The organism is Micromonospora sp. MH99 (assembly GCF_021442385.1).
Taxonomy (GTDB): Bacteria; Actinomycetota; Actinomycetes; order Mycobacteriales; family Micromonosporaceae; genus Micromonospora.
Window position 1 is genome coordinate 109,789 of sequence record NZ_MUZA01000005.1, and the last position, 13,091, is coordinate 122,879.

Genomic DNA, 13,091 nt, shown 5'->3' on the forward strand with positions numbered 1-13,091 from the left:
AACCGTCCGCCCCGGCTCCTTTCCGGTCGTCGCCTCGGGCCGGCGTGGGTCGGCTCGCACCGTGGCTTGACAAGCACCCCGTTCCAGAGTGGACGATGCAGCGTGCGAATCCTCGTGGTGGGTGGCAGTGGCCTGATCGGCGCGCAGATCGTGGACGTGCTGCGCGAGCGCGGCCACACCACCACCTCGGTGGCGCGGACCGCCCAGCCGGGCGTCGACCACCTGCTCGATGTCGGGTCCGCCTCGATCGAGGAGCTGCGGCCGGTGCTCGCCGGTCACGACGGTGTCGTGTACGCCACCCGCACCGACGAGCAGCGACCGCTGCCCAAGCCGATCTATCCGCAGTTCCGCAGCGACAACGTCGATCCGGTGGTGCGCCTGTTCACCGCCGCCCGCGCCGAGGGCCTCACCCGCGGCGCCGTAATGGGCTCCTACTACACCTACTTCGACCGGCGGAATCCACAGTGGCGGCTCGCCGAGCGGCACACGTACATCAGGTGCCGGGTCGAGCAGGCCCGGGAGGGACGCGCGGCGGCCGGCCCGGACCTGCCGGTCGCCGTCCTCGAACTGCCGTTCGTCTTCGGTCGTTCCGGCGACCGGCTGCCGAACTGGGCCGGGCCGCTGGACCGGTGGGCACGGTCGCGTACCCCTCTGGTCGCCCCGACCGGCGGGAGCGCCGCAGCCTCGGCGCGCAGCGTCGCCGAGGTCACTGCGGACGCTCTGGAGCAGGCAAGCGGCGCGGACATCCCGGTCGCCGACGAGAACCTCACCTGGCACGACATGATCGGGCGCATCGCGGAGTCGGTGGGCCGACGCCGCCGGGTCGCCCGACTGCCGGCCGGCGCGGCGACTGTCGCCCTGCGACTCGGCGGCGCGATGCAGGGCCTCGGCGGCAAGGAGTCGGGCATCAACCCCACCTACCTCGCGGACCTGCTGCTCGCCGAACTGTTCGTCGAGCCGACGACCGGCCGGTCGCTGGACGCCGCGCTGCGCGAGACCTTCCCCGCCTAGCTCGTGGATCGGGGCGGACGGGCGAGGTACGCGGTCTTGACGTCCGCCGAGAACCCGCAGGCGCGGTAGAAGGCGTGCGTCGACGGGTCGCGCGAGCCCGTCATCAGCATCGCCTTGTAACAGCCGGCGTCCCACGCCGCCTGGAGCGTGCCGGCCATGATCTGCCGGCCCAGACCGGTGCCGCGCCGGGACTCCTCGACGACGACGTTCTCGATGACGGCGTAGGGCGACGCCGACCGGCTGATGTTGGGGATCACGTTGAGGTACGTCGTGGCGACGACGACCCCGTCCCGTTCCAGGACGAACAGGTGCAGCCCCGGTGAGCCCACGATCTGCGCAAAGGCCGCCTCGTCGGATCCGTCGTCCACCACCGGATCGTCCGGGTTCAGCTGCCGGTAGAGGCGGATGATCTGCGCGAAGTCATCGGGCCGGGCCGCACGGAACATGCCCCGAGCGTAGTCACCAGCCACCCTTGCCCGCGGACCCGCGGCCGGCCGCCTGCGCCTGCCGCGCGGCGAGGTCGACGAACTCCCGCACCAGCGGTGATCGATTGTCCTCGGCCCAGGCCAGGCACACCTGGTTGGGCCCGAGGTCGTCGACGGCCACGTGGGCGACGTCCGGTCGGGTGTAGAACGTCGCGATCGACAGCGGCAGGATCACCATTCCCGCGGCCGCGGCGACGTGTTCCAGCTTCTCCTCGACGGAGGACAGCACGGGCCGGGGGCGGGGATCGCTGTCGCTCGGACGGTTCGGCAGGTCCCGCCACTCGGGCACCACGTCCGGGTCCTGGAGAAGCCGTTCCTCGACCAGCTCGGCGAGGTCGACCGACTCCTTGCCGGCCAGACGGTGCTCGCGAGGCAGGACCACGACCCGCGGTTCGCTGAACAGGGGGCGCAGGCTCAGGCCGCGCTTGTCGACCGGAAGGCGTACGTAGCTGACGTCGGCGCGTCCCTCGCGTACCACGTCGGCCTGATCGCGCGGGGAGGTGCGCACCACATCGACGGACAGGTCGGGGTGCCGCTCGGCGATCGCGCGAGCCTCGGCGGTGACGATGATGCCGGGCATGAACGCGATGGTGAACGTCGACCTGCCGTGCGCGGCCCGTTGCACCCGTCGGTGCAGTGCCTCGGCCGAGGCGAGCAGCGGACGGGCGTCGGTCAACAGTTGACGACCGGCCTCGGTCAGTACGGTGGAGCGGCGGTCCCGGACGAACAGCTCGGCGCGAAGTTCCTGCTCGAACGCCCGGATCTGGCGCGACAGGACCGGCTGGGCGATGTGCAGCCGCGCCGCGGCCCGCCCGAAGTGCAGCTCCTCGGCGACCGCCACGAAGTAGCGGAGCTTGCGCAGATCGACATCCATCCGTTCCCCCGTCCGCCCCCGCATGCGACCTGTCCGACGATACCCTCCGGGCATCACAGCAGGTGAAAGAGGTCTTGGACGTGGGCGACGGAGTCGGCGCATGGTGGGAACCGTCCCCACCACAGATCCGAAAGGACACGATCATGAACCTCAGCGACAAGCGCGTCGTCGTACTCGGCGGAACATCGGGAATCGGGCTCTCCACCGCCGTCCGGGCCGCCAGCGAGGGCGCCCAGGTCGTGGTCGCCTCCCGCAACCAGAGCAGCGTGGACCGCGCCCTGGCGACCCTGCCGACCGGCGCCCAGGGGTACGTGGCCGACCTGACCGACCCCGCCGACGTGGCCCGACTGTTCCAGGACATCGGCCCGTTCGACCACCTCGTCTACACCGCCGGCGAGCCACTCGCGCTGATGTCCGTCGACGCCCTCGACCTCGCCGCCGCTCGTGCCGCCTTCGACCTGCGGTACTTCGGCGCCCTGTCCGCTGTCAACGCGGCGCTGCCGCACCTGCGGCCCGGTGGGTCGATCACCCTCACCACCGGCACCGCCAACCATCGGCCGAGTGCCGGCTGGACGGTCCCGTCCAGCATCACCGGGGCGATCGACGCCCTGGTCCGCGCGCTCGCCGTCGAACTCGCCCCGATCCGGGTCAACGCCGTCTCGGCCGGCGTGATCCGCTCGCCACTGTGGGACTCCCTGACGGAGGAGACCCGAGAGCAGATGTACGCCCAGCTCGGCGAGTCACTTCCGCTGGGTCGGGTGGGCGAGCCGGAGGAGGTTGCCGAGACGTTCGTCTATCTGCTGCGGGCGACCTACAGCACCGGCACGGTGGTGACCATCGACGGCGGCACCCTGGTCTCCTGAGCCCGACCCCGCAGAGTCGACAGTGGAGCGGCCCCGCACCACAGTGCCGGACCGTCGCCGGTCAGGAGCCCGACGGGCCCCGGTCGTCGAACTCGTAGGTGGTGGTCAGGGCCTCCGGCAGGTCGGGGACGAGGGCGTTCGTGCCGTCGACGACCTGCACGTAGCGCCTGCCCTGAAGGATCGAGTAGCTGCCGTCGGCGACCCGGTCGATGATGAAGAGCTGCGTCGCCGCGTCCGGGTCACAGGCGCGGGCACGGACGCTGCCCGGCGCGGCGTCGTGCACGACGGTCATGCAGACCTGGCCGGCTCCGGCCGGGGTGGCCGCCTCGATCCGGAACGCCTTTCCCGCCGGACGCAGGACCCACAGCGCCCGGTCGTCGACGCCCGCCCCGGCGGTGGCCCGTACGCGGTCGCCGTCCGGGTCGGTCGCCAGCGCCGCCCCGCCGAGGCCGGGAACCACGATCCGGACCTGTCGGCGACCGGCGAGGATGTCCTGCGGTCCCGCCGGTGCGGTCTGGCTCGGGGTGGTCTCGGCCGGGGTGGTCTCGCTCGGGGTGGGGGGCGACACCACGCCCGCCGGGCCACCGGTCGGCGTCGTGACGTCGGCGCGTACCCGCAGCACTGTGGTGCCGACGGTCGCGACCAGCACGGCCAGCCCCACGCCGGTGACGGCCGCGCGACGCCGCCGCCGGTCGCTGCGCCCCCGCAGCGTCGACGCCGGGGGCAGGGTGGTGACGCGTCGGACCTCGTCGACTATCGCCCGCAGGTCGTCGTGCGGATCAGCCATGGGAGGTTCCCTCCTGGTTCGCCTCGGTCAGCAACCCGGCCATCGCGCGGCGACCACGGGCGAGGTACGTCTTGACGGTCCCGACGGGCGCCCGCATCTCGGCTGCCACCTCGGCGACACTGAGGTCGTTCAGGTGGTGCAGCACGACGGCGCGGCGCTCGTTGGCGCTGAGCCGTTGCAACGCCTGGATCAGCGCCACGTGGTCCTCGCTGAGGCCGGGCACGCTCACCTCGACGGCGGCCCGGTGGTGGGCACGGATCCGGTTGAACGTCTTACGCCAGCTGCTCACCGCCGCCCGGGAGGCCACCGCGCGGACCCACGCCTCCGGGCTGTCCGCCTCCCGGACGGTGTGCCAGCGCTGCCAGGCCCGCATGAACGCCTCCGCGACGGCGTCCTCGGCCTCGCTGCGGTTGCCGGTCAGCGCGTAGACGTGACCCACGATCCGCCCGGCGCAGGCGGCGTAGAGGGCATCGAACTCCTCAGCATCACGCATCCGACCTGCGCCCCTCCGAAGCCTTGTCCCCCTGGTCACCGCGCATGGAACTCGCCGCGTCGATCCGGCCGCCCCTCGGCGGGGTCGGTTTGTGACCACGGTCACACCCGCGAAGATCAACCGGCGGGCGGGTCCAGGCGTCATCGTGCCGTCCCGGGAGACGCCCGTGGCGGAGAGGACGATGTGCGACGACGTCAACGACGCGCCCTGACGGCCGGGGTGCTCGCGACAGCACTGGTCGCGGCGGGCCTGACGGCCAACCCGGCGAGCGCGCAGGTGCGGCCGGCGGCCACCGTCTCCGGCACGCCCAGCAGGCCCGGCACGCCCGGCACCTTCACGTTGATCACCGGCGACCGGGTGTCCGTCGACGCGGCCGGCCGCCCGGCGATCGAGCGGGGAACGGGACGGGCCGCGATGCGGTTCGTGAGCAGCCGCGAGGGTGGCCACCAGTTCGTCATCCCGGTGGACGCCATGCCGCTCCTGCGCGACGGGCGGCTCGACCGGCGGCTGTTCGACCTCACCACGCTCGCCGAGTTCGGCTACGACGACCGGGCGGCCGAGTTGCCGCTGCTGGTGGCGTACCCCGGAAAGAGCGCCGCGGGGGCGCGGACCGCTACCGTCGGCGGCGACGGGCGTGTGCGGGCCGACCTGCCCGCCGCCCACGCCCTCGCGGTGCGGGCGGGCCGCGACGACCGGGTGACGCTGTGGTCGTCGCTCACCCGGGGCACGTCGATGGCGCGCACGCTCACCGACGGGGTCAGCGCCATTTGGCTCGACGGCAAGCGGCGGGTGACGCTGGACCGCAGCGTGCCGCAGATCGGCGCCCCGGCGGCCTGGCAGGCCGGCTTCGACGGCACCGGCGTCACCGTCGGCGTGCTGGACACCGGCATCGACGCCACCCACCCCGACTTCGCCGGGCACCTCACCGAGGTCCGGGACTTCACCGGCGGCGGCGACCCCGCCGACGCCGTCGGTCACGGCACCCACGTGGCGTCGACGATCGTGGGCAGCGGCGCCGCGTCCGGTGGCCGGTACCGGGGCGTCGCGCCGGGCGCGAAGCTGCTCGTCGGCAAGGTCTGCGCCACCACCGAGTGCCAGGACTCGGACATCATCACCGGCATGCAGTGGCTCGCCCCGCAGACCAGGGTGGTCAACCTGAGCGTGGGCGGCGACGACACGCCCGGCCTCGACCCCCTGGAGACGGCGGTGCAGGACCTCAGCCGCCAGTACGGCACGCTGTTCGTGGTCGCCGCCGGCAACGAGGGCAAGCCGAAGTCCGTGTCCTCGCCGGCGTCCGCCGACGACGCGCTCGCCGTGGCGGCCGTCGACGCCGACGACCAGCGGGCGTACTTCTCCAGCCGGGGCCCGCGCGTCGGCGACAATCACATCAAGCCCGAGATCAGCGCGCCGGGCGTCGACATCGTCGCGGCGGCCCCCGGCGGCGACTACGCCACCATGTCGGGCACGTCGATGGCCACCCCGCACGTGGCGGGCAGCGCCGCGATCCTCGCCGGCCAGCACCCGGACTGGACCGGCCCGCAGCTCAAGGCCGCGCTGATGGACTCGGCCAAACCGACCGGCGCGGACACCCTCTACGAGCAGGGCGCCGGCCGGGTCGACATCGCCCGCGCGGTCGCCCAGCCGGTCGCCGCCGACGTGGCCGCCATCGACTTTCCCGTCCAGCGCTGGCCACACGCCGACGACACCCCCGTCACCCGGGTCGTCGGCTACCGCAACACCGGCGCCGCGCCGGTCACCCTGTCGCTGACCGTCGCCCCCGCGCCGGCCGGCATGCTCAGCGTCAGCCCGACCACGCTCGTGGTGCCGGCCGGCGGACGGGCCGAGGCCACGATCACCGTGGACACCCGGGTCGACGCCGCCGACGGCGTCTACCAGGGCGCGGTGGTCGCCACCGGCGCCGGCGACCTGCGGGTACGCACGCCGTTCGCCCTCAACCGCGAGATCGAGAGTTACGACGTCGCGCTCCCCCACACGGGTCGGGACGGGAAACCGGCCACCGAGTACACGACAGTCGCGGCGAACCTCACCACCGGCGAGTTCAGCACCCTCACCGCCGAGCCGGGCGGCGGCACGCTGCGGCTGCCCGTCGGCCGCTACGCGCTCTACAGCACCATCCACGAGGGAAGCGCCTCGACGCTGCTCGTCCAGCCGGTCCTGGACGTCCACGGCCCGGTGACCGAGGCCGTCGACGCCCGTACCGCCAAGCCCGTCGCACTGACCGTGCCGCAACGCGACGCCGCGCCCACCGCGATCAACGTGAGCGCGAACTGGGACGACGGCTTGCGCTACCCGGGCGTCCAGCTCAGCGGGGTGTCATTCGCGGACGTGTTCTTCGGCCGGATCGGACCCGCCGTCGCCGCCCCCGAGTTCGCCGCGACGCTCGGCGTCGGGCTCGGCCGCCCCGGTCGGGACGGGACCTTCCGCAACAGCCCCTACACGTACGACCTCGCCTACGTCCGCCAGGGCGACATGTTCACCGGCCTGTCGACGAAGCTGACGCCGAAGAACCTCGCCACCGTCGACGTGACCTATCGCCGCCAGTCGACAACGGCGACGGCGGTCCGCTTCCACCGCGCGGCGGCGGCCGGTGGATCCGGCCCGATCGGGTCGCACACGCCCATCGACCTGCCCTTTCACGGCACGGAGTACTACAACACCGACGGCGGCCTCACCTGGACCTCCACGTTCGTCGAGGGCGACAACTCCACCATGCAGGAGTCGTCCCTCCAACCGGGACGGACGTACACCCAGACCTGGAACGCGGCACCGTTCGGCCCGTCGGTGACCCAGGCGCCGACCCTGAGCCCCCTGGGGTACGCGGGACGCGACGGCGACACCATCTCGATCGCGTCGCTGCCCCTGTTCGGTGACGCGACCGGCCGCCCCGCCAGCCGCGACGACCTGCCGGTCGAGGTGCGGCTGTTCCGCAACGGCACCCGGATCGGCACGTCGGACAGTCCGTGGGCGGAGTTCACGGTGCCCGCCGGCAAGGCCGACTACCGGCTGGAGGCGACCGCCCGGCGCGGCGCCCCGGACACGCTGTCGACGTCGGTCACGGTGGCCTGGACGTTCACCTCCGCGCACACCTCGGCGCCGCAGCGGCTGCCGCTGACCACGGCCCGCCCGACGCCGAAGCTCGACGACATCAACACCGCCCGCGCGGGGCGGGTCATGCCCGTCGCTGTCAGCCTGGACCGGCAGGCCGGCTCGTCGGCAGCGGCCAACCGGACGCTCGGCGTCGCCGCGTCCTTCGACGACGGCGCAACGTGGGTCGCGCTGCCGGTGCGGCACGGCGTCGCCCTCGTCACCCACCCCCGTCGGCCCGGTTTCGTCGCGCTGCGCGTGACGGCGACGGACACCGCCGGCAACACGGTGACGCAGACGGTGCTGCGGGCCTACCGCACCGCGTGACCGGTGGAGTCCGGGATGACCGCCGTCGCCCCGGACTCCCCCGCCGGCTGTGGGCGGCCCGCGGCCTTCAGGAGTCGGCCGGCACCCCCGCGTCGAGCTGGCCGATCATCGGGGCCAGAAGCTCGTTGAGCTCCCGGGCCAGCACCGTTACCGCCCTGCGCGCCGCGGCCGCCACCTGATCCTGCGGCCCGGCGGGCGCCGGCGGCAGATCACCGAGCGGGACCGGCGCCTCGACCTGGAGCAGCGCGCGCAGGTGCGGGTTGCGCGTCACGTCCTGCTCCGACGGGGTCGTGTACTGGCCGAACAGCTGCGGCCAGTCCTGCCAACCCCGGTCGCGCTGCCACTGTTTCGTCCAGGTCAGCTCCGCCGGCCAGCGGGAGATCACCGTCACCGCGCACACCATGCCCCCGTCCCACGGGCTGCGCGTGCAGGACGCCGACAGGATCCGCCGGTGCCAGCGGACGTAACCCGGCTCCAGCTCACCCGCGATCCGCCACGCGGTCGCCGCGAAACTCACCGGCGCGATGTCGTCCCAGCTGGGAGCGAACTCGTCGATCCGCCTCAGCACCTCGGCCTCGTAACGGCCGCGACCGTCGACGCCGTGCTCCCGGTCGAAGTTCTCGTCGAGCCAGAAAGCGCGCGGTTCCGGCATGGTCATCCCCGTTCACAGCGGCCACCTCTTCGGACATCGTAGGGACCGCACGCTCCGGCGTGGCGAATGTTCGCTCTCAGCGGCACGCTCCCGCCTCCCGACGCCGGCCGGCTCCGCCACGCGTTTGCTGCTAGCGTGACCCGGCTTCGACACCATGATCACGGGGGAACGACCAGGCATGAACTGTGCGCGGTGCGGACAAGCGCTCGATCATCCCGGGCAGGGACACAGCTGCGTCGGCGGCCCCGACCCCGTGGCCCGGCCGCCCGCGGGCTGGCGGGCAACCCTGTGGACGCTGGTCACGCTCGCCGGGGCGTTCGCCGCGCTCTCGCTGCTCCGGGCCGCGATCGACGCCGACGTGATCAAGTCGCCCGGCGCGGGTGCCCTCACCGCGCTCTCGATCGTCGTGCCGCTGGCGCTCTTCTTCGCCTTCCTCGCCTGGTCGAACCGCACGAAGAGCGCCGTCGAAGCCCACGGGGGCACGCTCGCCGCCGTCCGCAACTGGGCTGTCGCCGGGGGGTCCCTCCTGCTCTTCCTGTCGTACCTGCTGCCGATGAAGACGCCTGTGGCGTTCCATCTCGTCCGGGCGCTGGCCGCGCTCCTCGTCATCGTCGGCGCGTGGATCCTGCACCGCCGGGTGGAACGACTGCTCGCCGAACCGGCGGCCCCACCTGCCGCCGTCCGTCCCGACGGCCCGCAGGGCGCGGGCGAGCGCGGCCACCTGCCGCAGCAACGAGGCGTGTCGACCACCGGGATGCCGCTGTCCCCTGAGCCGCAGCCCGAGGACTGGAACGCCGCCCTCTGGGACCCGGAGGTGCAGCGGGACATCGAGGCGCGGCAACGCCGCAGCAGCCCGCCGGCCTGACCGGGGCACCAGACGCGACCTACGGACAAGCCCGACCGACGGCCACCCGCACGATCACGCCCAGGAGCAGACCATCGACACTCCCGAGACGATCACCCTGTGGCAGCCCACCGGACAGGCCGAACTCGACCTCGTGGCGGCGTCCGGGTGGCGTGCCTGGCCACCACGTCTTCCCGACCAGCCGATCTTCTACCCGGTGCTCAACCGCTGGTACGCCACGAAAATCGCGCGGGAGTGGAACGTTCCCGCCGGGGGCGTCGGATACGTGACCCGGTTCGACGTCCAGCGGTCGTACCTGGACCGTTACGACGTCCACCAGGTCGGCGGCCGGGACGTCCTGGAGTACTGGATCCCCGCCGAGGAGCTTGACGCCTTCAACGACCACATCGTCGGCGCGATCGTCGAGGAGGCCGACTACCGCGGCCCGGTGGACGACCAGGAGTTCACCGACGCCGAGGTGGCGCTGGGTCGTGCTCTGCCCGCCGCCTGGCGCAGCTATCTGCAGGGTGGGTCGTGGTTACGACGAGGCTGGATGACCACCGGCGCCTACGTCTGGCTCAACACGCCCCGCCAGACGATCGAGCTGGGGGACGTGTCCGGCGACGACACCCACCCGGGTATCGCGATCATCGGCGGTGACGGCGCCCGGGAACAGCTCGTGCTCGACCTGCGAAGCGAGACCATGCCGGTGCTGCTGGTGGACCTCACGAGCGGTGGCTGGGACAGCGCCATCCGGCAGGCCGACGACGTGAGCGAGTTCGTCAGTCGCGTCGAGGCGGGCACCTTCGAATTCACCTTCGCCGGGTAGCGGCGGAGTCGGACCGCGTCCTCAGCCGACGAACACACAGAAGGGGTGGCCGGCCAGGTCGGCGTACACCCGCAGTGGCTCGTCGGGGTCGTCGATGCGGTCGTACCGCAGGCGACCGCCGAGGCGCAGGACGCGTTCGTGCTGGACGAGCAGCTCCTCGACGGATCCCACGGTCAGGTCCAGGTGCAGTTGCTGGGGGACCTTGTTGTCCGGCCACGTCGTCTCGGGCAGGTGATCCACCTGCTGAAACGCCATCTGGGGAGCGCCCTCGGGAGTCCTGAGCACCAGCCACTCGCGTCCGCGCGGATCATCCTGCCCCGGCCCTGGCGGCTCGTCGCCGGGCCGGTAGACCAGACCCAGGAACTGCCGGTAGAACTCCGCCAGCGACCTGGCGTCGGTGCAGTCGAGCACCACCTGGTGCAGCTTCGGCACGCTCTCCTGGTCGACCATCCTCGATCACCTCCGGCGCCCATTCTGCTGGCGCCGTGCGACACCCGCATCCGGGAGCCGCACGATCGCCTGTGCGAGGCTTGCGCGGTGACCGACTTCGACATCCGCGCGGCCACCCCGGCCGACGCCGACTTCCTGGTGGACATGCTCGTCGAGGCCGTCAACTGGCTACCCGAGCGCGACTGGCCGCGCGAGCGGATCCTGGCCGATCCCGCGCTGGCCCACTACGTCACGGGGTGGATGCAGCCCACCGACGTCGGCGTGGTCGCGGTCGACCCCGCTGACCGGCCGCTCGGCGCCGCCTGGTTCCGCCACCTGAGCGCCGAAGATCCCGGCTACGGGTACGTCGCTGACGACGTGCCGGAGCTGACCATCGGAGTGCTCCGAGCCTGGCGAGGGCGGGGTGTCGGCCGGGCGCTGCTGCGCGCCGTCCTGGACGCCGCCCGGGACCGCGGCATCCGTACCGTGCCGCTGAGCGTGGAGCGGGCGAACGCGGCCGTCCGTCTCTACGCGTCCGAAGGGTTCCGCACGGTCGAGTCGTTCGAGAACGCGGACACCATGGTCGCCGAGGTCGGAACCTGACTCTCGCGGCTCAGTCGAGGTGTTCGGCCAGCCCGACGATGATGCCCTCCGGGCCACGCAGGTAACAGAGCAGGAAGATGTCCTCGTACCGCTCGACGTCGCCGACGAGTTCGGCCCCGTGGGCGCGCAGCCGGGCGATGACGTCCTCGATGTCGTCGACGGCGAACATGATCCGGCGAATCCCCAGCGTGTTCGCGGGCGCGTTCTCCGGTGCCTGGCTGATCGCCTTCGGCGTGTGGAACATCGCCAGCTCGACCTTGCCGTGACCGTCCGGGGTCCGCAGCATCGCCACCTCCTGCCGGACGTCGTCGATGCCGATCACACGCTCCACCCACCGCCCCTCGACCGGCCCCCTGCCCTCCAACTCCATGCCGAGTTCGACGAAGAACGCAATGACAGCGTCAAGGTCGTTGACAACAATGAGGACGTTGTCCATCCGCTGGATCGCCATGCTGAATCTCCTCGCTCTGGTGCGCCGCCGTGGTCGCATCCTCCCCTGAGACGAAGCCGCCAGGGCGTTCTCGACACGCAATGGCGGCCTGGCTGGCAGGTCGCATCCCCGGATCGACCTACCGAGGTGATCTCAGCCCGAGCGCGCTGTGTTCGACGACCCCCGCGGGCAGGTCGGCGCGTCCCGACTCCTGAGTGGTCAGCGCCACCAGCTCGGCGCGTAGGTCGACGGCAGGTTCACCGAGCACGATCCCGCTGAGCACCAGCTCCACCATCACGCGGTCGTACTGATCCGAGCGGCGGCGGTAACGCGACGGATCGGACTCCACCACCAGCGCGGAGATGCGCCAGCCCCCGCCGGGCACGGGCGAGAAGGACGCTTCGTAGATTCCATTACCGGTCCAGCTGCGGTGCAGGAACGCGACCTCGTCCTCGACGAACACGTTCCACTTCTCGTCCATGTCGCGAGCCTGGTAACCGAGCGCGATCCGCTTCCACTGCTCGTCGGACCAGGTCCGCTCAGGACGTGTCGCCACCGACATCGGCGCCACTATCGGCGAGACACGGCGCAGCGACGACCGGGTGACCGGGTCAGGTTCGATCATCAGCAGATCCTACGAGTCCCATCGATGATCGCCGCCAGGCGACCGGACTCCGGTTGCGGGCGTCCGATGTTACGTTCGCTGCCATGACGCGGCAGATCACGGCCAGCGAGTTCCACGCGGCCGAGGGTGTGCAGGACTGGCGCTCCCTGTACCACCTGGTTTCGGCCCACTTCCCCACCGGCTCGTTGACCGGGAGCATCGCTCTCGTCGAGGAGATCGGCCGGCTCACCGACGAGGCCGAGCAGAAGATTCTGACCATCGACGTACGCGGCGCCGGCGTCACCGTGTCCCTGTCCCGGCGCGATGCCGGGCTGGCCCGGCGGATCTCGGCCGCCGCCAGGGAGCGGGGCCTGTCCGCCGATCCGACCGCCGTGCAGGTCATCAACCTCACCCTCGACGCGCTCGTCGGCGCCGACGTGCTGCCGTTCTGGCGTGCGGTGCTCGGCTACTCCCAGATCGGCGACGACTACCTCTACGACCCGTCGCGCCGCGGCCCCGGCTTCGGCCTACAGCAGATGGACGAGCCCCGCCCGCAGCGCAACCGCATGCATCTCGACATCGCTGTTCCGCACGACCAGGCCGAGGCGCGCATCGCCGCCGCCCTGGCCGCCGGCGGCCACCTGGTCTCCGACGCGCACGCGCCGATGTGGTGGATTCTGGCCGACGCGGAGGGCAACGAGGTGTGCGTCGCCACCTGGGTCGGCCGCGACCGCACAACGCCCTGAGCTGCGGCC

The 13,091-nt window shown here is 72.2% G+C and carries 14 protein-coding genes and 1 pseudogene; 7 read left to right on the forward strand and 8 right to left on the reverse strand.

Going from position 1 to position 13,091, the window contains the following annotated elements; all coding sequences use genetic code 11:
• Positions 1–102: 102 nt before the first annotated feature.
• Entirely contained in the window at positions 103–1,011 is a 909-nt protein-coding gene (locus B0E54_RS04470; protein WP_234581960.1) for an NAD(P)-dependent oxidoreductase, read from the forward strand.
• On the opposite strand, the gene B0E54_RS04475 is transcribed toward B0E54_RS04470, so the two are convergent.
• Together B0E54_RS04475 and B0E54_RS04480 are read right to left on the reverse strand one after the other, a co-directional pair.
• Positions 1,008–1,457, reverse strand: coding sequence for a GNAT family N-acetyltransferase (locus B0E54_RS04475; protein ID WP_234581961.1), 450 nt, complete (start codon positions 1,455–1,457; stop codon positions 1,008–1,010). The two genes, B0E54_RS04470 and B0E54_RS04475, sit on opposite strands and share 4 nt — an antisense overlap.
• 13 nt (positions 1,458–1,470) lie before the next feature.
• The gene (locus B0E54_RS04480) at positions 1,471–2,370 is read right to left on the reverse strand and encodes a LysR family transcriptional regulator (protein WP_234581962.1); all 900 of its coding nucleotides are present in this window, start codon (positions 2,368–2,370) and stop codon (positions 1,471–1,473) included.
• Positions 2,371–2,513: 143 nt separating this feature from the next.
• Between B0E54_RS04480 and B0E54_RS04485 the strand changes: the two genes are divergently transcribed.
• Positions 2,514–3,233 (forward strand): SDR family oxidoreductase, encoded by a 720-nt coding sequence (locus B0E54_RS04485; protein ID WP_234581963.1) that lies wholly within the window; start codon positions 2,514–2,516, stop codon positions 3,231–3,233.
• Positions 3,234–3,294: 61 nt separating this feature from the next.
• Here the strand turns inward: B0E54_RS04485 and B0E54_RS04490 are convergent, their stop codons facing one another.
• Together B0E54_RS04490 and B0E54_RS04495 are read right to left on the reverse strand one after the other, a co-directional pair.
• Positions 3,295–4,020: a hypothetical protein gene (locus B0E54_RS04490; RefSeq protein ID WP_234581964.1), complete on the reverse strand. Its 726-nt coding sequence runs from the start codon at positions 4,018–4,020 to the stop codon at positions 3,295–3,297.
• Positions 4,013–4,513 carry an RNA polymerase sigma factor gene (locus B0E54_RS04495; RefSeq protein ID WP_234581965.1) on the reverse strand — a complete coding sequence of 167 codons (501 nt, stop codon included), beginning with the start codon at positions 4,511–4,513 and terminating at the stop codon, positions 4,013–4,015. Before B0E54_RS04495 ends, B0E54_RS04490 begins: the two co-directional genes overlap by 8 nt.
• A gap of 183 nt (positions 4,514–4,696) precedes the next feature.
• On the opposite strand from B0E54_RS04495, the gene B0E54_RS04500 reads away from it, so the two are divergent.
• Positions 4,697–7,945 carry a S8 family serine peptidase gene (locus B0E54_RS04500; protein WP_234581966.1) on the forward strand — a complete coding sequence of 1,083 codons (3,249 nt, stop codon included), beginning with the start codon at positions 4,697–4,699 and terminating at the stop codon, positions 7,943–7,945.
• A 67-nt stretch (positions 7,946–8,012) separates the two neighbouring features.
• On the opposite strand, the gene B0E54_RS04505 is transcribed toward B0E54_RS04500, so the two are convergent.
• Complete coding sequence (locus tag B0E54_RS04505) at positions 8,013–8,597, reverse strand: hypothetical protein (RefSeq protein WP_234581967.1); 585 nt, start codon at positions 8,595–8,597, stop codon at positions 8,013–8,015.
• A gap of 178 nt (positions 8,598–8,775) precedes the next feature.
• Here B0E54_RS04505 and B0E54_RS04510 point away from each other — a divergent pair, with 178 nt between their 5' ends.
• Both B0E54_RS04510 and B0E54_RS04515 read left to right on the forward strand, forming a co-directional pair.
• Complete coding sequence (locus tag B0E54_RS04510) at positions 8,776–9,462, forward strand: hypothetical protein (protein ID WP_234581968.1); 687 nt, start codon at positions 8,776–8,778, stop codon at positions 9,460–9,462.
• A 73-nt stretch (positions 9,463–9,535) separates the two neighbouring features.
• A pseudogene (locus B0E54_RS04515) lies at positions 9,536–9,862 on the forward strand (ADP-ribosylation/crystallin J1); the annotation flags it as partial.
• Positions 9,863–10,291: 429 nt separating this feature from the next.
• Here B0E54_RS04515 and B0E54_RS04520 read toward each other — a convergent pair.
• Complete coding sequence (locus tag B0E54_RS04520; protein ID WP_234581969.1) at positions 10,292–10,720, reverse strand: VOC family protein; 429 nt, start codon at positions 10,718–10,720, stop codon at positions 10,292–10,294.
• A gap of 87 nt (positions 10,721–10,807) precedes the next feature.
• Between B0E54_RS04520 and B0E54_RS04525 the strand changes: the two genes are divergently transcribed.
• Positions 10,808–11,302, forward strand: coding sequence for a GNAT family N-acetyltransferase (locus B0E54_RS04525; protein ID WP_234581970.1), 495 nt, complete (start codon positions 10,808–10,810; stop codon positions 11,300–11,302).
• A 10-nt stretch (positions 11,303–11,312) separates the two neighbouring features.
• Here the strand turns inward: B0E54_RS04525 and B0E54_RS04530 are convergent, their stop codons facing one another.
• The gene (locus B0E54_RS04530; protein ID WP_234581971.1) at positions 11,313–11,753 is read right to left on the reverse strand and encodes a VOC family protein; all 441 of its coding nucleotides are present in this window, start codon (positions 11,751–11,753) and stop codon (positions 11,313–11,315) included.
• Positions 11,754–11,871: 118 nt separating this feature from the next.
• Positions 11,872–12,357 carry a hypothetical protein gene (locus tag B0E54_RS04535; RefSeq protein WP_234581972.1) on the reverse strand — a complete coding sequence of 162 codons (486 nt, stop codon included), beginning with the start codon at positions 12,355–12,357 and terminating at the stop codon, positions 11,872–11,874.
• An 83-nt stretch (positions 12,358–12,440) separates the two neighbouring features.
• Between B0E54_RS04535 and B0E54_RS04540 the strand changes: the two genes are divergently transcribed.
• On the forward strand, positions 12,441–13,082 hold the full coding sequence (locus tag B0E54_RS04540) for a VOC family protein (protein WP_234581973.1): 642 nt from the start codon (positions 12,441–12,443) through the stop codon (positions 13,080–13,082).
• Positions 13,083–13,091: the final 9 nt, after the last annotated feature.